This window comes from Lutibacter flavus, from assembly GCF_900188355.1.
Classification (GTDB): Bacteria; Bacteroidota; Bacteroidia; order Flavobacteriales; family Flavobacteriaceae; genus Lutibacter; species Lutibacter flavus.
This window is the reverse complement of record NZ_FZNX01000004.1, coordinates 254,100-276,961: the sequence shown is the minus strand read 5'-3', so window position 1 is coordinate 276,961 and position 22,862 is coordinate 254,100. Positions and strand designations below refer to the sequence as shown.

Below are 22,862 nucleotides of genomic sequence, written 5' to 3'. Positions count from 1 at the left end.
TTTTTTAATTAAATTTTGAAAAATCAGGATCCATTTCTGGAGTTCGAAATCCAGCAACCTCATTAGCCATCAATATAAAAACGTTCCAGCATAATCCACGTGTTGATGGCCACCAAGAATCTGTTGTCTCCCATTTTGTTGGAATAAATTCTTTGCTATATGGCCAATTGGGATTTAGATTAATTTCAGCCCAAGCCCTATTTTCCATAAGTGCTTCTGCTTTTTTCCATCCGTGTCTTAAACCAACAACATATCCGCAATATTCAGCACGCATCCAACTTCCACCGTTGTAATACATCCCATCTCTAGCTCCATTTTTATAATTAGATACTCCAAACTCTCTAAAAGGCTGATAATCTGAAGTTAAATAAGCATATCCTTTTTCATCATCTGTTAATCTTATACATACCGGAGCTGTTGTTCCATATTCTGGAAAAGGTGAGTTTGAAACTTTATTAAGAATTGGAGTTTGTTCGAGATGATTAATTACCATCTCATCAGTTAACATAGGCCTGTTAAATAACCACAAAGAAAAAAATTCCGGTTCTAAGTCCGTAAAAGTTATAATATCCGGATATTCTTTGTCAAACACCATATGCTTTCTTGCTGTATCATAAAAGTCTAAATATGCTTTTTCAGCTTTTTCCAAATATGAATCTGAAATATCATACCCCAACTCTTTGATGGTACGAAGCGCAATAGCAAACATTCCTTGGTTTACAGCTAAATCACTTGTTTTTGGATTGTATTCATTGATGTCAATTTGACTTAAGGTAAAATGAGAAGAACATATACCATCTCTATTCTCATCAAATTCATTTAGTACATAAGAAACCGCTTTATCAATTTTCTCTCTTGGCAGTGTTACGCCAAAACGTCTTTTGTTCATCATTGCCCAAATTAAAAATTGAATGGTTGCCTCGTTGTCTTTAAATTCCACAGTACCCATATATGGTGTTATAATGGTTGCTATGGCACCTTTTTCGTTTTGAGTTTTTGCCCATTGATTCCATATTTCAAGATTCAATTCTTCATTATAACTTGAAACTATCGAAAAAAATGAATCTCTATTGTACATATCAGGTGCATAGTTCATATTAGGCACATTCAACGGTGTAAAATCATGTATAGAAGTAATCCAAGTTAGCATATTGAAATTTGCATATAACATTTTCTCTATCAAACTTCCTTTAAATTCTTTAGCTTCGGCTAAACGAGCCTGTGAAGAAATTACAAAATCGTGATGATTTACCCAAGGTTCCACAAAAACATAGGTAGTTTTAGTTACCTTCTCTCCCATATTCATTTTATTATAGGGCTGTATTAAAGGTTGATGTTCAACAATCTGTAAATCTTTAATTTGAAGGGAATATTTTTTTCCTGATTGAGATCCAATAAACATAGAAACACTATCGTGCTCTATATACGGAACCATAATACTTCCTTTAAAAAGTGTCCATTCATTTTCTTGAATTGGAAATTGATCAATGTATTTAATTCCATGTTCCAATTCCACGGTTTTTATGCCGTTCTTATTTCTAAAAAGTTTTACGGCTATTGGAGAATTTCCTTTAGCTAAGAAAGAAACTGTATATATTTTTTGGTCTGTTAAAGGCGTTATAAATTCAATTCCTGAGCGATTAGAAGATTCACCATTAAGTGTAATTATATCTGCGTTTTTGTTAATAATAACCTCTCCAACATTTTTATAAGCATCCTCAAGCTTTAAAACCATTTCTTTACTGGTATCTAAATTGTATAGTTCTCCAAATGTTTGTTTGATAAAATGTTGGTTGTTTTTTCTTTCTAACAATGTTGCTACTTCTACTAATGCAGGATCAGGTAGCATTCTCATACCTACAAATCCACCACCATGTCCGTTAAAACGACGCCTGGTTGTTCTTGTATAGTGATTTTTATAACCCGCATCCATTAAAAACCCAACCACTAAATTATTTGGAGTTACAAAACCTGCTGATGGATTCATTTCGTGAGCGAAACCTCCTGGAAAATCATCGTGCTCAAAAGTTACATATTTTGAAGGTGCTTCTGCTGGTTTTGAAGTTTCTTCCAATGTAAAATACAAAGTTGGAATACCTGATTGAAATAAATCAACTGTTTTTTTAACTACATTTTGATTAATAACTTCATATGTAACCGTAATTAATAAGTTCAAATCAAAATCTGACAAATAAGTTGTTTTTGATAATTTTATTTGATGCTCATTTCCTATCCATTCAGAACCTTTCCAAGCAGCAATTTCGGTTGTTTCACTTAAATCTAGATTTGCAACTTTTAGTGAAAACTCTTCTGTATTATGTAACAATAACTGATTGCCGTTGTAAATATCTACACTAAACCCTTGCTGTTCATTTCCGATGACTTTTAATTTGATATTTTGACTAAAAATGCTTGTTCCAATGAAAAAAAAGAAAAAGAAAATTTGATATTTGGTATTTTTTTTCAACATATTCAACTTTTTTAATAATGAGATTATACAACCTCTTCCTAATTATAAATTTTTAGTTTTCTTCTGAATATCTATAGTCAATTACAATATCATTGGCATATAATTTTCCGTCTTTTTCTAAAATTTCAGCATCCTGAGGAACTAAAACTAACAAAGATGAGTTTTCTTTACTTATTTTAAAAGTAAAACTATCTTTTACATTTTTAGCAATAAACGCTCTTTTAATGGCATCATAAATCTTAAATTCTTGTTCTCCTGTATTAATTGTTACTTCCTTTTCTTCAGGGTTTGGATTGTAATATAAGTAAGATGGAAAGGCTTTTTCTTTGTAAAAATCAGTTGCCAATAAATCTAATTGAAGAATGTTTTCCACATTGGTTTTAGAAATAATTGCACCTGCAATTCCAACATGTCCGCTTCCATAAACACTAAATTGAGATACTTTTGGATTGTCTTTATTCCAATGCATTCCATCTCCAATTGCTACCGGAGCTTCAAGATGCTCGTATTGCTCATAATGTGCTTTTTTTATAAGACCTTCATAAGCTATTACACCTTTAGTATGATGTTTCTCTTCAGGAATAGTTTGGTGTTTATCTGGAATTTCATTAGGGTAAAATAAACGAGATGCATTGGCTGCATTTAACATCCATTTCCCAATAGTATTTGCATACCGTTGATCGTAACGTACCATAGGAACTAACGGCCACATGGTATCATAGGTGTTCATTAAGAATCCAAATCCTCCATGGTCAACAGTACTTCCAACAATACCTGAAACATCATAACCATTCCAATTATCTACCAAAACTCCCCATCCTTCTCTGCAAACAGATGAACCATCAAAAGTCCAGTCTAATATTTTTGAAAAATCATAGTTAGTTCCTTGCTCAGCATTCAATCTTGCTGCAACATAAGCTCCAAATGGCATTAATATTTCATAAAATCGATTCTCCTTTTGATTTAAAAGTGCTTCCAAAGAAGATTTTGCTCCTTCTAAATATTTAGGCTCCTTAAATTTTTGATATGCTGAATATAATACAAACGCGTGACCTGCAGCAACATCTTCTTGTGCACAAATCCAATTTTTTGTAGGCTCCATAGTTGCATAATTAAAAAAGGAATAAGCATAATTCCCATCTAATACAGCATTAGCTTCATAAAATTTATCGGCAACAGAGCGAAGTCTTGGTTCATACCCTTTTTCTTCTGGGTAAAAATCAGCTACTGCATAAAACATGACATTTGGATATACATCGTACCACCAATCTCTTGCATAACCTCCTCCTAATTGAGCAACTTCAGGACACGTATTATTCATCATAATATTCCATTCTGTTTCCGAATTGAAATAATTTTTCAGCATTCCAACATAGTTTTCTCCATTTTGTTGAGATTTATCAATACCTACTAAACTACCTCCTAAAACAGATCCTATGCTCGCTAAAGACTCGTGAAAAATACCTTCATAATGTTCAGTTCCTTGCCTAACATCTCCCATAGCCGTATAGATCCCAAACGTTTCTTGATCAATATTCTTACGAGAATTATCTTTCCAAATTAATGGCCAGTACTCACCTGTTTGATTAGGGTCATATACCAACTTGTCATAATTCTTTGCCATTTCATTGAAATCAAGAATTTTAAATGGTTGTGGTAAATTTGGCATCTCTTCAACTCTATGAATTGATTCTTGCTGAACAGGTGATGCTATGTCAAATTTAGATGGACTACAGGCAATTAGAAATAAACTATAACTAACTCCAAAAAAAATATTTTTATATCTATTATTTACGCTCATTTATAAGTGTATTTTGTTGTTTTATTAATTGTTTAGCTATAAGTATTGAGAGTAATTGAAGTACCCCAATAATCAATAATGCATATCTTAAAGCAATGTCAGTATTTATATAAAAAGCGATCACCAAAAAAGTGCTGGCTCCAATAAAACGACCTACAAATAAACCAAACTCATGATTTAAAATATAAGAAAATTCATTTCTATTTTCTATTTCTGAAAGTATATCTATCACTTTTAATTGAATTGGGAAATACGCAATATCCAGTACAGGTCTTGCTATTAATAATAAAAACATGAATATGATAACACCTGTTGTATTAAAAAGAAGCCCGTTAAAAAATGATGCTAAGAAAAAACAAATAAGTCCTACAGAGAATATTATTAATCTATGCTTTGGTTTAGATATTTTACCTAAAATAAGCATTATTACCGCTGATATAACTGCCCCAATAGATATTGCCGAACCTAATGCTCCTTCAGAATTAAAGAATTTCATCATCAACATTGCGGGCGCAGTAACTATAAACCCTTGCGCCAATCCTTTTAAAACAGCCAATTGCAGCATTTTTTTCCAGAGGTTATGGAATGTAAAATATAAAAATTTTTCACTCTTGGGTTTTTCATATTTTCCAAAATGAAAAACAATGGAAGCTAAAATTGTGATTCCAAAAACAATGGTCGTAATCACCTTGTAAGCTGCATTAACACCATCATTGGCAACTTTACCTTCACCCTCATTTCCACTTATTAAAAACCAACCAATCATTACTGGAACAACAGATGCAATAATTGTATACAAAAATGTTTCTAAGCCATAATAAAAATTTCGAGTTTTATCTTTAGTTGTTGCAAGCACTAAATAATCTCTATTTGCCCAATATAAACCAAAAGACATTCCCATAATTAAACCAGCTATCGCTATTCCTGTATAATTAATTTCTTTCAAAGACATCATAAAAACCATAGAAACACCACTTAAAATCATTCCCAAAGAAAATAATCTTTTGATATTAATTTTGTTTAATAAATAGCCATTTATAAAAAATGTAATTGGAATACCCGCATAAATAGCCAATTGATATAAAATAACTTTTGATGGATCATTTGAATTTCTCATAATATAAGATGCTACAAATATATCAATCACAGGAAGTACAAAGGCATAAATTGTATTTGTAAGTATCAATATTTTTGCACTTCTTGTAAAATCTTTTAATCCTACTCCTCCTAATTTCCTCATTATTGTTCTAGTGTTTTTAAAATTTTATTAATTGAAAAACTCGCCGAACAAACAAATTCATCTGATGCTCCATAATATATGTTTACGATATCTCCATCTACTTTATGACCATTTGTAAAAACTACATTTCCAAAAAATCCAGTTTGTTCATAGTCCGCAATTGGTTCCATAATAGGTTCTTCTGATCTTGCAATTACTTTTGAAGGATCCTTTAAATCTAATAATATAGCACCTAAACAATATCTATGTTCTGTCGTTGCACCATGGTAGATTTCTAACCAACCTTTTGCTGTTTTTATGGGTGCAGCTCCTGCCCCTAATCGTTTGCTGTCAAACTTTCCTTCACGTGTTTTGGCAATACATTTATGATTCCCCCAATGAACACCATCTGGTGATTCTGCTAACCATATGTAATTACCTCCTAATTCAGGGCTACTAGGTCTATGCAAAGCATAGAACATTCCATTAATTTTTTCTTCAAAAATGGCACAATCTTTATTGTGTGGACTAAAAATCATTCCTTTTTTCTCAAAACTTTTCCAATTCTTAGTTGTTCTTAAGCCTACCCCTACACCATTTGGTGAAACCATTGTATAGCTAAGATGGTAGGTGTTATCTATTTTAGAAACCCGGCAATCTTCTATTCCAAAGGACTCATAATCTCCTTCACCAAAAATGGAAGGATATTCTTCTGATTCTTTAAAATTAATTCCGTCCTCACTAAAAAGCAATCTTAAATGAGAAATTGTTGTTAAATAATCCATTCCATCATAGTTGATGACTCTTGCATCTGAAGCATCTAATTTCGGATCATCTAACTTAAAGTTTAAAATTTCAATACTTCCTTTGTTGTTATAAATAGGAACAGATAGCATTCCCTCATTTTGAACTGTCCTTTCTGCTACACGCACTAAAAGACCAATTTGCCCATTAAATTCAAATACTCCAGGATTCAATAAACATTCAATAATCATGTTATCATTACTAGGTTTTAAATCTTTGGGAGCTAATAAAGGATTTTGTTTATATCGATTTGCAATATCTGTCATATCTATCTTAATTTAGTATTTTGTAATATACAAAAGTGTTTTTAGGTTAATAAAAAAAAGAGAAGTAGTAATTAAAAAATTAACTACTTCTCTAAAGACTATTTACCAAACTTAATGTTTATTTATTAAACATATTAATAACCAACATTTTGCGTAATTGTTCCACCAGACTTATCGACTTCCCCTTGTGGAATTGGGTATACATAATTATGGTCTTGAAAATTTCTTCCAAGTGAAGTCAGCACTGTTTTTGCCGTTTCCCATCTTTTTAAATCGTTAAATCTTTGAGACTCAAAGCCCAATTCTACTCTTCTTTCATGCATTAACCACCCTTTAATTTCTGAGGCACTTGTTGAACTTCCTCTGTTTGGCAATGTTCCTGCAGGAATCATAGAACCATCTGCAGTAGGACTGGTTCTTGCTCTTGATCTTATTTGATTGATTATTGCAACTGCACCAGCATAGTCTCCATTTTCATTTAAAGCTTCTGCCTTCCAAAGTAGCACATCTGCATACCGCATAAATATTTTATTGCTTGGTGAATCGTCATTCCCTTTGTTATCCCCAACAGTATTTCCTAAAATTTTTGAAACATTTTGATTCGGTACATCTACGGTATACAATAACCTTGGATCATTTGCTTCAAAAGAATTTATAAAGTCATCACTTGGAGCTATAAATCCCCAACCGACTAAGGCACAAAGTCCGTTACCGTTTCGTGGGTTTTGACTAGAAACGTGATCATACGCAAAAATCACCTCATCGTCAGAAAATTCTTTACTTACATCAAAACTATCGAAATAATTTGCATTTAAACTGTAAAAACCAAGTGCTTCCAATTCAGATACCAATGAAACTACTTCAGACCAGTTTTCATTATACAATGCTGCTTTAGCTTGCAAACCAATAACAGCTCCCTTTGAAACTCTCCATGGTTGTGACGGATCTGGATATTTAGTATTTGGTAATAATGTTTTAGCTTCAGATAAATCAGCATTTATTTGAATCCAAATTTCATCAGACGGTACTCTAACCGCTACATCAAAAGCTTCTTCAAATGACTGTAAAGGTGCTGTTAATAATGGTACATCACCAAAATTATTCACTAAATCAAAATAGTAAAAAGCACGTAAAAAATAAGCTTCTCCTAATAGTTGATTTTTTCTAGAATCACTAATTCCAACCATTTGAGTTATTTCCGTATTTGTTAAATAACTTATGGCAAGGTTCACTCTATTGATACCTTCATAATCATACAACCAAATTCCGTTAAATGCTCCATTGGAAGGAGTAAAACTAAAATTACTTAATTCATCCATCCAAGCCTGATCACCATCTGGATTCCATTTTTTATTCATATCATTAGAAGCAATGTCTTGTAAAATAAAATCATTTCTAAGCACTGCTCCTCCGTCCCAATCCCAATTTCCAATAAGATTCAAACTACTTGCAAGAAGTTGGTATGATGAACTTACTGAAGATTCTAACGTATTTATTGTAGGGTTTGCATCAATCTGGTCTAAGGTAAGTAGCCCTATTGGATCCTGTGTTAATTCATCATTACAGCTTATAAAAGTTGCAATTAAGAATACTAAGATTATACTATTATATATTGTTTTCATAAATAATTCTTTTAAAATATTAAAACTTAAGATTTACGCCAAACAAAACCGAAGTTGATGACGGATAGGTTCCCATATCCATTAAATCTGTTGATTCTGGATCTAATCCTGAATAATTTGTTGATGTAAATAGATTTTGACCAGATACATAAAAGCGAACGTCCTGAATGCCCTTTATAGGTTTTAAAGTATATCCAATTTCAACATTTTTAAGTCGAAGATAAGATGCATCCTCTACAAAAATACTAGATACTTTGCTACTTCCATTGTCTTCAAATGCAACTCTAGGTATTGTATTACTGCTTCCTTCACCATCCCAAGCTCCTAAAATATTTGTAGTATAATTAAAAGGACGCGTATCATAATCTAATATTTTTTTTGCATCATTGTATCTGTCTACTCCTTCTACACCTTGAAAAAGAAAAGAAAAATCAAAATCTTTATATGATGATGAAAAAGAAATTCCATAAGTAAGATCAGGTATTGGACTTCCAATAAATTTTCTGTCGTCAGAGTTGATTATCCCATCATTATTTAAATCTTCAAATTTAATATCCCCAGGTTTTACATTAGGATTTAATGTACCACCTAAATAGCTATCAATTTCATTCTGATTTTGGTATATCCCAACCATTTTATATCCATAATAAGCATTTAAGGATTGCCCTACTTCTGTTTTTGTTACCTGCCCAATAAGGCTAGGTACATTTGGATGCAATTTTTCAACATTGTTAGTCAATGTTCCTAAATTTGCATTCACACTGTATTTAAATTCTTTGTCAGAATTTCTATAATTTACAGAAAGTTCAAATCCTTTGTTGCTAACTTCTCCTGCATTTACAATAGTAGGAGCTACATTTCCAACAATACTTGGCAAACCAATTGGCAATAAAATATCCGTTGTATTTTTTACAAAATATTCTGCAGTTATGGCCAATTTATTGTTTAATAAACCTAAATCAACACCAATGTTTGTTGATGCAGAACTTTCCCATTTTAAATCCTCATTTCCATAACGATTCACCACAACTTTACCATCTGTTTGACTAATTAAAGTTAAAAAAGCATAATTATCAATCTCTTGGTTCCCCAATTTACCCCAACCTGTTCTTAATTTTAAATTAGAGATCCAATTAACATCTTTCATGAAGTCTTCATCCGAGATTTTCCATCCAGCAGAAACAGAAGGGAAATATCCCCAACGATTCTTTTCTGAAAAACGTGAAGAAGCATCAGCTCTCATATTTGCTGTAACCATATATTTGTCAGAAAACACATAAGAAGCTGATCCAAACAAAGAAAACAATGACCATTCTGATGCACTTCCTCCATTCCATAAATCGGCAGATGTACCACCGTAATCAATATATCTAAATGTATCATCTGTAATATCAAAACGAGCTCTGCTAGCACCAATTGAAGAACTGTAATTATCAATAAATTCAGTTCCTGCAAGTAAACTCAGGTCATGTTTATCATTAAATACTTTAGTATAATTTAAGGTATTGTTGAAAGTAATTGTACGTGATTCACCTCTTTCTTCATTCAAATTATTTGGTCGATTTTGTCTTCCCAATCCTTGATCGGTATCATTACCTCCACCATCGTCATCACCATAATTTTCTCCAAACGATTTGTTATGAATAAATGATAAATCAACCCCAATGTTGGTTCTAAATTTCAACTCTTTATCTTTCAAAAAAGAATATTCTGCATACACATTTCCAAATGTTCTAAAATCCTTTCTAACATCATCCGTAAAATAGGCTAATGCAATAGGATTTGAAGCCCATTCATATTTATCACTTTCCCATCCTCCATTATCTCTATCATTATGTACATAAAATGGTAAATCCGTAAATGGATCCTCCACAGAATAAGTAGGGTCATTTACATCTTTGTAAACTCCAATTACTGGAGGTCTTAACAATGCATGTCTTATAATACCTGGCGCATCTCCTTTTGAAGATAATTTATCTTGTGTAGCATATGATAACTGAAGATTTGTTCCAATTTTGAAACGATCAGTTATATTGGCATTTATATTAGTTCTATAATTTAATTTTTGGTATTTATCATTGTCATAAACTACAATTCCATCTTGTCCATAATAACCCAAAGACATTAAGAATTGAACTTTATCACTACCTCCACTAGCTGTTAATTGTAAATTTTGAGATTTTCCAGTTTCAAACAATTCATTTAACCAGTCTGTATTAGAAAAATCAGCTCTACCTTTATCTGCAGTATATGGATTGTTACCTGACCTGTCTGAATTGTTCCACGCTTTTTCGACAGTATTCATGTACTGTTCTGCATTTAACATGTTTGGAAGATTCGAGGCGTTTTGCATTCCTGTAAAATAACTTACATCAATACTTGTTTTTCCTACTACCCCACTTTTTGTAGTAATCAACACCACACCACCAGAAGCTCTTGATCCATAAATTGCAGCAGCCGAAGCATCTTTTAAAACTGTCATTGTTTTAATATCTGCCTGATTTAAAAAACTGATATCCCTTGACGGAATTCCATCCACTACATATAATGGATTGTTATTTCCTATTGTTCCTTCCCCACGAATTCTAACTTCAATAGGATCACCAGGCGCACCAGTACTTGAGGTAACTTGTACACCTGCTACTTGCCCTTGCAAGGCTTGAGCAACATTTGTAACCCTTGTTTTTTCAAGATCCGCCATATCAACTATTGAAACAGCTCCCGTTAAGGTAGATTTTTTTCTTGATGAATATCCAACAAGTACAACTTCATCCAATGATTGTGAATCTTCAAGTAAAACAACATCAATTTGGCTCATTCCATTTACAGGAACCTCTTTTTTTATATATCCTACATAACTGAAAACTAAAATTGGATTTGTTGTTACACTTGTTAGTGTATATTTTCCGTCAAAATCAGTTGAAGTTCCATTATTAGTTCCTTTTTCTACTATATTTACTCCTGGCAAGGCACCAGAAGCATCGGTTACCACACCTGTAATTGTTTGTGCAATTAACGAACTTCCAAAAAGTAACATTGCAACAAATAACAAGTTATAAATAAAATGTTTTTTTACCATAATAATGTATTTAATTGGTTCATAAATAGATTTGTTTTTTTCATTGTTTTAATTATTTGGTTAAATTAAGGTCTCATTAAGTTACTCACTATAACGATGTAGTACAAAACTAAGAGATAGTACAATTAACCATGTACACTATCTCACCAATAATGTACACTCAATTATAACTATTTAACTAACAGTATGTTAATATAATTAAAAAGTGGATTTATATTTTATTTGGTAATTTTTTGGAGTGATGTCATACATCTTTTTAAACTCTCTGTAAAAGTAGGATCGATTATTAAAGCCTGATTTATAACAAACTTCCGAAACCGTTAGGGTACTTTTTTGTAACAATTCTGCAGCGTGTTTTAATCGAATAGTGCGAATTAAATCTCCAGGAGAAAAACCGAATAATTGCTTAATTTTTCGATATAAATGAGAACTACTCATTCCTAATTCTTTTTCTAAAAAAGAACTTTGTAGATTTTCATTATTAATATTTGACTGAATTAAATCCAGTAGTTGTTGCATAAAATCTTTTTCGTCTGGTTGAACTGGAAGACTCGTTAAATTTTCATCAAACGTTCCTTCTTTAAAATGATTTTGAATCAGTTCTTTTTCTTCTAATAATTTTTGAATTCTTACTAGTAAATGTTCAGGATAAAAAGGCTTTGGAATGTATGAATTTGCGCCACTCTCTAATCCTTCAATACGATGTATTACAGAGCTCTTAGCTGTAAGTAAAATAAAGGGAATATGACATGTTTTAATATTCTTTTTAATTTTCCTACAAAGTTCCAAACCGTCCATCTCTGGCATCATTACGTCACTAATAATAATATCGGGAATATTAGACTGAACAATTTCCAATGCTTCAACTCCATTAGATGCTGTTAGAATTTTATATTCTTCTTTTAACATTTCATTGAGTAGCGCTTGTATTTCTTTTTCATCTTCAACAATTAATACTACTTTTCTTCTATTTAAAATAGCCTCAAGTGTTGAAACTTTATTAAAAGTATCTTCAGCATCTCCATAAGAATCTTCAAGAATATTTTGAAGGTGATGTGAAATTAATATCTGTGTTTCTTCATTATCTAATTCCTGATCATTAAAAGCATCTTTACCACAAGGTAACAAGACTCTAAAAGTTGTATGTTTATTTTCTTTGCTATCAGCAATTACCCTTCCCTTTAATACAGTAACCAATTTTTTTATATATGATAGCCCAATACCCGTTCTGAATAAATCGCTAGGTGCTCCTCCAGTTTTGTCTGCTAAAAAAAATCGATCAAATATTGAATCTAATTTATCTTTTGGGATTCCCTTTCCCGAATTAACTACTTTTATATTCAGCACTTTTGTTTGAATACCTTCAATAAAAAATTCTAAATTAATTTTACCATTATCAGGTGTGTATTTAAAAGCGTTAGACAGCAAATTAAAAATTATCTTTTCAATTTTATCTTTGTCAAACCAACCTTCTAATTCTGGTGGTATTTCTAAATTGTAATTAATATTTTTTTGTAAGGCCCACTCATCAAATAACTCTGCTATCTGTTCCACTAAATTTACAAGGTCAAAATGTTTTACACTTACTTCCAAATAATCAGATTCAGCCTTTCTAAATTCAAGTAATTGCTGGGTTAAAAAAAGTAATCTAGATGAGTTGCGTTGAATCATTTTAATAAATCGCTTATTTTTTTCATTGATATCTATAGATTCAGAAAGTTTTTGAACAGGACCTACAATTAATGTTAAAGGGGTTTGAAATTCATGGGCAATGTTTGTAAAAAAATTAAGTTTGTTTTGATGTATTTCTTCTTCTCTTTTTTGAAAAATAATATTTTGCCTAAGAGATTGTTGCTTATTATAATAACTTAATACAAATAGAATAAAAAGAATTAATAAGATCGCATATAGCATAAATGCTACGGTTGACTGCCAATAAACGGGATTCACACGAATATCAATTGCGTGAACTGGCTGGCTCCAAACACCATCACTATTTGACCACTTTATCCATAATGAATATGCTCCTTTTGGAACATTTGTAAAGGAAATAATTCTTCGGTTGTTAATTGTCTTCCAATCCTCATCAAAATTATTCAATTTATAAGAATACTCGCATTTTTCACTATTTATGAAAGTCAAAGCAGCCAATTCGACATCAAAAAAATTTTGATTGTGCTCTAATACAATAGAAGGAACTATTTTTGAATTTGGAGAAACTACCAAACCTTGATAATAAGGAACTTCTTGATTTTGTCCACTAATTTTATCAATAAGAATATTTGGAACAACGGTAGATTCCTCAATTTTTGAAGGTAAAAAATAATTAAATCCTTTTATACCACCCATAAAAACAAAATCTGATTTAAGATCTTGATAATAGGCTCCATCTGCGAATTCGTTATTTTGTAAACCTTCATTTGTTGTATAATTGATAAATTTAGATTTATCAACTATGAAATTAGACAATCCAAAATTTGTACTTATCCAAAGATTGGATTTTTTATCGGAAACAATTCCATGAATTGTATTATTTGGAAGCCCTTCTTTTACCGTAAAACTTTTAAAAACGGCCTTATCTTCTTTTTCAAAATCTTCCAATAAATTCAATCCAAAACTTGTACCTATCCAAAGTCTGTCATTGGAATCAATATTTAAACATAAAATATCATTGCTTGATAAACTTTTTTGATTATTCTTATTGTTTTTATATGCTTTAAACAATCCTGACTCTTTATTAAAAAGATTTAAACCACCTAGCCTTGTCCCTATCCAAAGTTCATGTTCATTTTTTGGAACTATGGAGTAAATTATATTACTACTTATTGATCCGTCTAAACCATTATCTGCAAGATATCTTTTAAAGTCAGTTACCTTTAATTTATCACCAGAACGCTCAATTTTAAAACGAATCATTCCATAACCATTAGTTCCAAGCCATATAAATCCGTTTTCATCTTGATATATTGCATACGTGGATTTAAATAATTCGCATTTCTCATTGCCTTCAATTTCTAACCAATCGATAAGTTTAGATTTTTTTAAATCATAAATAGTAATTCCAACGCCATCAGTTCCTATAAAAATTAAGTTATCCTTTCCTTTAGAAAGTGAGAATACTGCATTATTTATTAAGCTATTACTTTCATTAAAAGTTTCATGTTGTAAAGGTTCATTTAAATTTTCATAAAAATTATAAGGAAATCGGAATAACCCTTTTCCCTTTGTTCCAACCCAAAAAGAATTCCCTTCATCTTTCAGAAAAGACCTAACAATACCGCCATCCAATTCAGGTACTTTTGTTTTTGAAATTAAATTGAATGACTTTCTAAGTGGATACATTTTAAAAATTCCATCACCATCAGTACCAGTCCAAATAATATTTTCGCTTCCCTGCGTTAATGTTGTTATTTTTTGATTTTTCAGATGCTTCAACCACAATTTATCAATTGTAGCTCCTGTGTTGTTAATTAAAAAATAGTCTGATTTATTCGAAACCACAACACCTTCCGTTGTTTGCCCAATTATTTTTTGAAGACCTGTTCCATTTATTTTTTGTTTGCTTTTGTCTTGCAATGAAAAAATTTCGAAATCTTCTGTATTTGAAATGATACAAATTTTTTGATTTGTCAAGATTCCAAATTCTCTAATATTATCCAAGACCAATTCTACTTGCAAAATGGTAATCTTATCTTCAATTGTATCAAGAACTACCTTATACAATTGGTTGTTTTCAAATAAAATCAATAATTCACCCGTTGAAAGGAACTCCATTTTTTTAACTGAGTTCTTAGGAAGTTTATTAGCTTTCAACAATTGAAAATTAGTACCATCAAAAAAACCAATTCCCCAATCCTTTACCATGCAGAACACCCTTTTTGAGGCATCAAAAGCAATATTGAATTCAGATTCTGTTAAAGGAGGGTCGTTTTTTCTAGAAAAGTAAAAGCGTTTAAATATATCATTTTTCTTGTCATATCTATTTATGCCATGCATTGTTAATACCCATATTTGACCTTTATTATCTTCTCCAATTTTTAATATAACCTGATTACTCAGGCTATTCTCATTAGCTAACTCAGGTCTAAATATTTTAAAATTACCTCCATCATATCTATTCAAACCGTCCCAAGTACCAATCCAAAGTAAGTTTTCAGAATCTTGAAATATGGTATTTACAGAACTGTTGGAAAGTCCTTTGGTATTATCTAATTGTTCAATAAAATAATTTACCTCTAAATTTTTTGGTGATTCTTCAAAATTTAAATTGGTAGTATCGTTAATTTCAACATTAACATCTAATTGAAGGTTTGATGGAGTTATACTTAAATCAATTGATGCTTGTTTATTATTGCATGAAATAACAAGTGAAGTTAAAATAGCAAAAAACAAAATTTTAGTTTTCAAACTTTAAAATTAAAGACTTTTCAAAAATATCTTGTTTTAGCTTAGAAACCTAAATAATTCATTAATTATCTGAATAACTAAAAATTTTAATTTTTTAGATTCTAAAAATAAAGTTTGAAATGAAAGTATTATTTACCAAAATTCATATAAACTAATTATGTGAAAAATACCTTTTTTAAAATAGCTGATTTAAAAAAATTCAACAATTTTTTTAAGAGTTATAATAATGAAACTTGTTATAATTGTGAATATGTTAAAGGTTTCAAGAATATACGCGAAATATCATTCATCGCATTCTTATACTCTTCTAGTTTAACAATTCGCTGCCATTCAGGATGTGGGCCAAACTTAGACCAAGCTTTTTCATGTTCTTCCTTATTCTTAAATGCTAATAAATATGTTAAGCAAGGCATTTGATTACCCGAAATGTTTTCACCAAAAAACACGGTATTAAGTCCTACATCATTAAAAATGGCAAACTCACTATCGTTAAACATTTTTACTTTTCTACGAAGCGCATCTTCATTATGACTTTCGTAAATGCGTAATTCAAAAAATTCCGAATCATCTGCTGGTTTATCTAAATTAGGAAATCCTGAAACAGACCTAATAAATATACTTTCAATTCGCTTAAACGGAGTCTTTTCTGATGGTGTTTCCCAATACGTTTGTGCGTCTAATTTAAACTGAGTATCATTTTTTAAGGCATCTGTAACATCTTGATGCGCTTGCATATTTTGATAAGATATCAATAAGTATATTTTCTTTGGCAAAGTTTCACCCGATTCTTCAAATGCTCCAACATTGTTTACACCTTCACGATTTAAAGCGGGAATAAGCGCCTTTTCAAAATAATCATGCAATATATTAGCTGGCTTAAAAAATTCCATTTCATAAACCCGAAGTTCATAAATTTCGTTTTGACCATAGGTATATTTAAAAAAGAAAAGCACAAAAATAAATAGGATTGGTCTTAACATAATAGAAGTCTTTAATTTTAAATATGAAAAAAATAAAGATACTAATTTTAATACATATTGTTAAGCATAAAAAAAGCTTCATATCTCTATGAAGCTAAGTTAGTAGCGGGGACTGGACTCGAACCAGCGACCTTCGGGTTATGAGCTTTGACATCTTTACACCATATTTTATCTTTTTACTTCATTATCAATGTATTAACTAATTGTAAATTTTATTCATACTCAATTAAAACCATCTAGAATCAAACTATTCTGTACCTATTCTGTACCCCTTTTTAAATTATTTTATTATCTTTACATAGTATAATTCTTAAGAATATGTGAAAATTCAAAAATATTAAGAAGATAAATTCTGTACCCCTTTTTTAATTATTATTTATTCTACTCAAAATTAATTTTATGGCAGCAATAAAAATTGTTAGACGAAAAAATAAGCAACGGAAAGATGGTACCGCTCCTTTAGCATTACGAATTAGTCAAGATTACAAAACTAACTATTGTTTTATTGGTCAATATGTTTTAGAAAAAGATTGGGATGAGGAGAAATGTAGAGTTAAACGTTCACACCCCAATTCTAAAAAGCTTAATAATTATTTATTAAAAAAAATGACTGAAGCCAATGATATTTCTTTCGACGTATATAATCGAATTTCCAGTAAAGAGCTAAAAAAGAAAGTTGTAGGTCTAGGTGGGCAAAAATCATTTTTTGCAGTTGCTGCAGAAAGAATTGAAAACAAATATAATCAAAATATATTTTCAGTTGCAAAATCAGAATTATCCATTCTTTATAACATAGAAGAATTTGTTAATTTAAAAAGCTCCTCAAAAAAAACAGATGTAATAAATGCTATAAAGAACCGTAGAAAAGAAAGAATCAGTAAAGGTAGAAAACACGAGTTTAATCTTCTGAATGCTGTTGAGTATTTTGAAAAAAATAAAACCCTAAATTTCCAAGATATTGATGAAACCTTTATAAAAAAATATAAAAGTTTTTGCACCATATATCTAAAACAAAAAACTCGAACAATTTCAAATCAACTTATTTTTATTCGTACCCTATTTAACATAGCAATAAAAGAAAACAATATTGGTGCTAAGTTTTATCCCTTTGCCAATGAAAAGGAGAAAATCAGAATAGGATCAAGTAATAAAATTGGGTTAACTATAGAAGAAATTGAGCGTATTGAAACTTTAAATTTTGAAAAATTGTCTTCAATTTGGCACACTCACAATGTTTGGCTTATAGCATTCTATTTTGCAGGTATTCGCATTTCTGATATTGTTCAATTAAAATGGTCCGATTTTAAAAATAATCGACTTTTTTATGTTATGAATAAAAATGAAAAACCAATAAGTTTAAAAATTCCTGATAAAGCAGCTGTTATTCTAGAAAATTATAAGGAAAACCGTAAACAAAATAACGGTTATGTTTTTCCTTTTTTACAAAATACTGATTCCAATAATACAGAAGATATTTTTATTAAAACAAGAAATGCAACAAAACTATTCAATAAATACTTAAAGAGAATTGCACTTCAATGTAATATCAAAAAAAATCTAACTAACCATATTGCTAGACATAGTTTTGGTAATATTGCGGGAGATAGAATACACCCGTTAATGTTGCAAAAATTATATAGACATAGCGACTTGAAAACAACACTTAACTATCAAGCCAACTTTATTCATAAAGAAGCAGATGAAGCTTTAGATAGTGTTATAAATTTTTAGAAATGACTCGTCATAAAAAATTTACAGTTTAATTACTTAATCTTATTATAAAATTACAATTGAAATTTAATCCTCCAATTCCTCTAAAGTTTGTTTTTTTTAAGTTATGGTTGTTTTTCATAAGAATAAAATCTTGATTAGTTCTTGATTCTCAGTTTGACAGGCAAGTTTTATTTTATAATTAAATTTTGACCTCTAATTATTATAATTATTTGGCATTCGAAATTTAATTACTATGGAAGACAAAACTGTTATTACTCCAATTGTTATTATGTCATTCAAGGTAAAACAAATGAGCAATACCCCACAAATAATCGCTCCAGAGCAGTATAGTTAATATTTCGCCATAATCTAAAGATACTAATACTCCTACCCTTTGTCTTGAGTGAATTGTGTATGTATGCGTTGATAGATAAAAATTTGATTAACACCCTAAACTAAAGGGGGTAAATAGCTGCGATGATTACAATATTTTATCATTGTAATTCATTGATAATATTTTCTTGGTAAAAGCCTCTATATCATTACATCGTTTAAATTATTAATTTTATACAAACATTTGATGACACTTATTATTGGTTACCCTTATAATTATGTTTTATGGAACTAAATGGAACGTATTGCGAACACCTTATTACCTGCACGGATGTTTGTGGTTTGTTGTGTTTATTCTTATGGAAACGGATTTAAAAGCGCAAAGGCAAAAAGTAAGTTTTTTTATTTACTCAATTTTAAAATTCGAAAGGCTCCTTGAATTACTAACACAAAAACAATTGTACCAATAATTAAATCAGGTTTAGAAGAGTTTAACCAGTTTACTAACAGCCCTGCTGAAATAACACCTAAATTGATAATCACATCGTTTGAAGTGAAAATCATACTAGCTTTCATATGTGCTTCTTCTTTGCTTTTTGATTTTTGTAAAATGTAAAGGCAAATTCCGTTTGCGATTAATGCAAAAATCGAAACAATAATCATTGTTGAAAAATTGGGTAATTTTTCCTCTCCAAAAAATCGTCTTAATACTTCAATAAAGCCAATAACTGCCAATGTAATTTGGAAATAGCCTGCTATTTTTGCTATCCGTTTTTTCTTTATCACTGTTCCTCCAACTGCAAACAGACTAATTCCGTAAACAAAGCTATCTGCTAGCATATCTAAACTATCAGCAACAAGGCCCATTGATTTTGAAATAATTCCAGTTGTCATTTCAATAATAAAAAAGGCAAAATTTATGATAAGTACAGACCAGAGCAATTTCTTTTGACTCTTGTTTTCTTCGAAATTTACTTGTTCAGTATCTTCAGTTGAAATCTTCTTTCCTCCTAAATTTAAATCAATAACTGATTTCTCAACGAGATCTATTTCTCCAGTATGAAAAACTGTCAATTTTCGATTAGGTATGTCAAATTTCAAATTAGCTATTTCGGAAATTCCATACAATTTCATTCGGATTAGGTTTTCTTCTGAAGGACAATCCATTTTGGTAATTTCAAATATTGTTTTTTTCATAATAATTAACAACAAGTTTTATTTTCTTGAATTGGTGGACAAAGTACAGTTCCGTATGAACAATACACACAGCAATCACCTTGATTTGGTTGAGAATTGTTTTACTCTTTTACATTAATTTCTTAAAAAAAAATAAACAATCAGATTAATCCCAACTCATTCTTTGTAATCTAACTGCATTTAAAATTGCTAATAAAGCCACTCCTACATCTGCAAAAACTGCTTCCCACATTGTTGCCAAACCACCTGCTCCCAAAATCAGTACAATGACTTTAACACCAAATGCTAAAATGATATTCTGCCAAACAATTTTTCGTGTAGAACGACTTATTTTAATAGCTCTAACAACTTTTGAAGGTTGGTCTGTTTGAATAATAACATCTGCTGTTTCAATAGCCACATCACTACCTAAACCACCCATTGCAATACCAACGTTACTTGCTGCTAAAACAGGTGCATCGTTAATACCATCACCAATAAAAGCTACTTTATTTTCGGGATTTTTCTTTAAAATTTCAACTTCATTCAATTTATCTTCTGGTAGTAAACCACCTTTAGCATTTTCAATATTCAACTCTTTAGCTACTTGTTGCGTAATGGAATCCTTGTCACCAGAAAGCATCATAATATTTTTGATACCCACTTTATGTAACGCAGTAATCGTTTCTTTGGCATCCTTCTTTAATTCATCTGCTATGACCACATAACCTACAAATTGATTTTCGATTGCTACCAAAACGATAGATTCTACAATAGATTCCGTTTCAGATGGAACATCAATATTATTGGTAGTCATTAAGGCTTTATTTCCTACTAAAACTGTTTTACCATTTACAATACCTTTTAAACCTTTACCTGCAATTTCAGAAACGTCTTGTGTTTCAAAATCTTCTCCTTCTGCTTTATACTCTAAAATTGCTTTTGCAATTGGATGTGTGGATTGCTCTTCCATCGCCATTAAGTATTGCATAAATTCGGTCTCATTCCAATCGATTGCTTTTACTTCTTTGATTTTGAAAACACCTTTGGTAACTGTACCTGTTTTGTCCATTACCAAAGTATTTATTTTGGTCATTACATCTAAAAATGAAGCACCTTTAAATAAGATTCCATTTTTTGAAGCTGCTCCCAATCCACCGAAATAACCTAATGGAATTGAAATCACTAACGCACAAGGACAAGATATTACCAAGAAAATTAATGCTCTGTATAACCAATCTCTAAAGACATAATCATCTACAAAAAAGTAAGGTATAAAAGTAACACCAATAGCTAAAAACACAACAATTGGTGTGTAAATACGAGCAAACTGTCTGATAAATAATTCTGTTTTAGATTTACGTGCTGTAGCATTTTGAACCAAGTCTAATATTCTCGCAATAGAACTGTCTTCAAACTTATTGGTTACCTCAACTTCAATAACGCTTTCTAAATTAATACTACCTGCGTACACCTTTGCTTCTTTCTGAATTGAATCTGGTTTGCTCTCGCCTGTTAATGCTGCGGTGTTTAGAGATGCTTTTTCAGATAATAAAATACCATCCAATGGAATTTTTTCACCAACACGAATTTGAATTTTCTCTCCAATATTTACATCTTCTGGCGAAACACTCGTGTAATCACTATCACGAAACACATTGGCTTCTTTTGGGCGAACATCCAATAATGCTTTGATATTTCCTTTTGCTCTATTGACCGCTGCATTTTGGAATAATTCACCTACTGCATAAAACAACATTACTGCAACCCCTTCTGGATATTCTCCAATGACAAATGCTCCAATAGTAGCAATAGACATTAAAAAGAACTCTGTAAAGAAATCCCCTTTTTTAATACTTTTCCAGCCTTCTTTGATTACTGGAAAGCCTACAGGTAAATATGCGATACTGTACCAAGCAATACGAATCCAATCCTTAAAAAAGGAAACATCGAAATAATCTAATCCTATTCCAATAATAAGCATTGTAAAACTTATGATTGCAGGAACATAGGCTTTTAAACTATTTGATGTACTCCCGTGATTATGACCATCATCGTGACTGTGTTCATCTTTAGATTTGGGTTTTAAATCTCTTAAAATAACTTTCTTCTTTTTCATCAAGTTTTGTTTTAACAACAACTTTTGTTTTGTTGAATTGGTGGACAAGGAACTGTTCCATATGAGCAATACACACAACAATCACCTTCTCTTGGTTTGAGAACTGTTTTGCAATTCTCACATTCATAAAAGAATTGACAAGCATTTGTTGGCATATCTTCTTCTTTTTTATGACCACAATTAGGACAAGTGATTTCTGATTTTAAAATCGTTTTCATTAATTTTCTTTTTATACCGATTACTTTATATCTTTTTAAAATTATTACTTTAATTATTAATATTTATATCCAACGTCTTACCTTTTTTAAATACTCTAAATATTCATTTTCAAATTCTCGTTTTAAAAATGCTTCTTCTAGTCTTATTTGTGTGTTGATACTTGTTGTGGATAATGAGATTACTAATAGTGTAAAGGCATTTGGAATTAACAGAAACAGCCCAATATTAGCAATTATAATTCCAAGGAAAATTGGGTTTCTTGAAATTGAAAATAATCCTTTTGTTATTAATATTGTCTTGTTTTTCTCATCTATCCCAATTCTCCACGAATTAGCCATTTGTGATTGAGCAATCCAAACTACGATTAGAGAAATAATTAAAAATCCCCAACCTACTTTAGATAAAGTGTCATTTTCTAAATACCAAAAAGGAAGTAAATACTTGTACCATTCAATTTTAAAAGCATAAATACTTACAACGATTAGCTCCAAAAAAGAAATTATTGAAAATATTTTACCATTATAACCGTGTGCATCATCTGTTTTGTTGAAGGTTAAGGGATTTATCCCCGTTTTTTTCCAAAGTAGTAAAGACCTTAATACAAAGACAAGTAAGAAATAAACTATTAAGTACATAAATAAATACATTGATTCT

At 30.6% G+C, this 22,862-nt stretch carries 13 protein-coding genes and 1 pseudogene; 1 reads left to right on the top strand and 13 read right to left on the bottom strand.

Annotation, left to right across the window (positions count from 1 at the left end):
- Window positions 1-4: 4 nt before the first annotated feature.
- The 8 genes from CHB63_RS12455 to CHB63_RS12420 form a co-directional block, all read right to left on the bottom strand.
- The gene (locus CHB63_RS12455; RefSeq protein ID WP_089378805.1) at window positions 5-2,470 is read right to left on the bottom strand and encodes a hypothetical protein; all 2,466 of its coding nucleotides are present in this window, start codon (window positions 2,468-2,470) and stop codon (window positions 5-7) included.
- A gap of 52 nt (window positions 2,471-2,522) precedes the next feature.
- The gene (locus tag CHB63_RS12450) at window positions 2,523-4,271 is read right to left on the bottom strand and encodes a hypothetical protein (protein ID WP_089378804.1); all 1,749 of its coding nucleotides are present in this window, start codon (window positions 4,269-4,271) and stop codon (window positions 2,523-2,525) included.
- Window positions 4,258-5,511 carry an MFS transporter gene (locus CHB63_RS12445; protein ID WP_089378803.1) on the bottom strand — a complete coding sequence of 418 codons (1,254 nt, stop codon included), beginning with the start codon at window positions 5,509-5,511 and terminating at the stop codon, window positions 4,258-4,260. The genes CHB63_RS12450 and CHB63_RS12445 overlap by 14 nt, the downstream gene beginning before the upstream one ends.
- The gene (locus CHB63_RS12440; protein ID WP_089378802.1) at window positions 5,511-6,560 is read right to left on the bottom strand and encodes a glycoside hydrolase family 130 protein; all 1,050 of its coding nucleotides are present in this window, start codon (window positions 6,558-6,560) and stop codon (window positions 5,511-5,513) included. Before CHB63_RS12440 ends, CHB63_RS12445 begins: the two co-directional genes overlap by 1 nt.
- 134 nt (window positions 6,561-6,694) lie before the next feature.
- Window positions 6,695-8,182, bottom strand: coding sequence for a RagB/SusD family nutrient uptake outer membrane protein (locus tag CHB63_RS12435; RefSeq protein WP_089378801.1), 1,488 nt, complete (start codon window positions 8,180-8,182; stop codon window positions 6,695-6,697).
- Window positions 8,183-8,201: 19 nt separating this feature from the next.
- Window positions 8,202-11,261 (bottom strand): SusC/RagA family TonB-linked outer membrane protein, encoded by a 3,060-nt coding sequence (locus tag CHB63_RS12430; RefSeq protein ID WP_089378800.1) that lies wholly within the window; start codon window positions 11,259-11,261, stop codon window positions 8,202-8,204.
- A 198-nt stretch (window positions 11,262-11,459) separates the two neighbouring features.
- Window positions 11,460-15,668 (bottom strand): hybrid sensor histidine kinase/response regulator transcription factor, encoded by a 4,209-nt coding sequence (locus CHB63_RS12425; RefSeq protein WP_089378799.1) that lies wholly within the window; start codon window positions 15,666-15,668, stop codon window positions 11,460-11,462.
- A 236-nt stretch (window positions 15,669-15,904) separates the two neighbouring features.
- Window positions 15,905-16,648, bottom strand: a complete 744-nt coding sequence (locus tag CHB63_RS12420; protein WP_089378798.1) for an NIPSNAP family protein — start codon at window positions 16,646-16,648, stop codon at window positions 15,905-15,907.
- A gap of 399 nt (window positions 16,649-17,047) precedes the next feature.
- Here CHB63_RS12420 and CHB63_RS12415 point away from each other — a divergent pair, with 399 nt between their 5' ends.
- Window positions 17,048-18,379 (top strand): tyrosine-type recombinase/integrase, encoded by a 1,332-nt coding sequence (locus CHB63_RS12415; RefSeq protein WP_089378797.1) that lies wholly within the window; start codon window positions 17,048-17,050, stop codon window positions 18,377-18,379.
- 717 nt (window positions 18,380-19,096) lie between these two features.
- On the opposite strand, the gene CHB63_RS12410 is transcribed toward CHB63_RS12415, so the two are convergent.
- The 5 genes and pseudogenes from CHB63_RS12410 to CHB63_RS12395 all read right to left on the bottom strand — a co-directional run bounded on the left by CHB63_RS12410 (window position 19,097) and on the right by CHB63_RS12395 (window position 22,855).
- On the bottom strand, window positions 19,097-19,891 hold the full coding sequence (locus CHB63_RS12410; protein WP_089378948.1) for a cation transporter: 795 nt from the start codon (window positions 19,889-19,891) through the stop codon (window positions 19,097-19,099).
- 5 nt (window positions 19,892-19,896) lie between these two features.
- Window positions 19,897-19,983 (bottom strand): annotated as a pseudogene (locus CHB63_RS17440) (GDCCVxC domain-containing (seleno)protein); the annotation flags it as partial.
- A 53-nt stretch (window positions 19,984-20,036) separates the two neighbouring features.
- The gene (locus CHB63_RS12405) at window positions 20,037-21,989 is read right to left on the bottom strand and encodes a heavy metal translocating P-type ATPase (protein ID WP_089378796.1); all 1,953 of its coding nucleotides are present in this window, start codon (window positions 21,987-21,989) and stop codon (window positions 20,037-20,039) included.
- 11 nt (window positions 21,990-22,000) lie between these two features.
- Window positions 22,001-22,207: a GDCCVxC domain-containing (seleno)protein gene (locus CHB63_RS12400; RefSeq protein ID WP_089378795.1), complete on the bottom strand. Its 207-nt coding sequence runs from the start codon at window positions 22,205-22,207 to the stop codon at window positions 22,001-22,003.
- 63 nt (window positions 22,208-22,270) lie between these two features.
- Window positions 22,271-22,855 (bottom strand): methyltransferase family protein, encoded by a 585-nt coding sequence (locus CHB63_RS12395; RefSeq protein WP_089378794.1) that lies wholly within the window; start codon window positions 22,853-22,855, stop codon window positions 22,271-22,273.
- Between the last annotated feature and the right edge of the window lie 7 nt (window positions 22,856-22,862).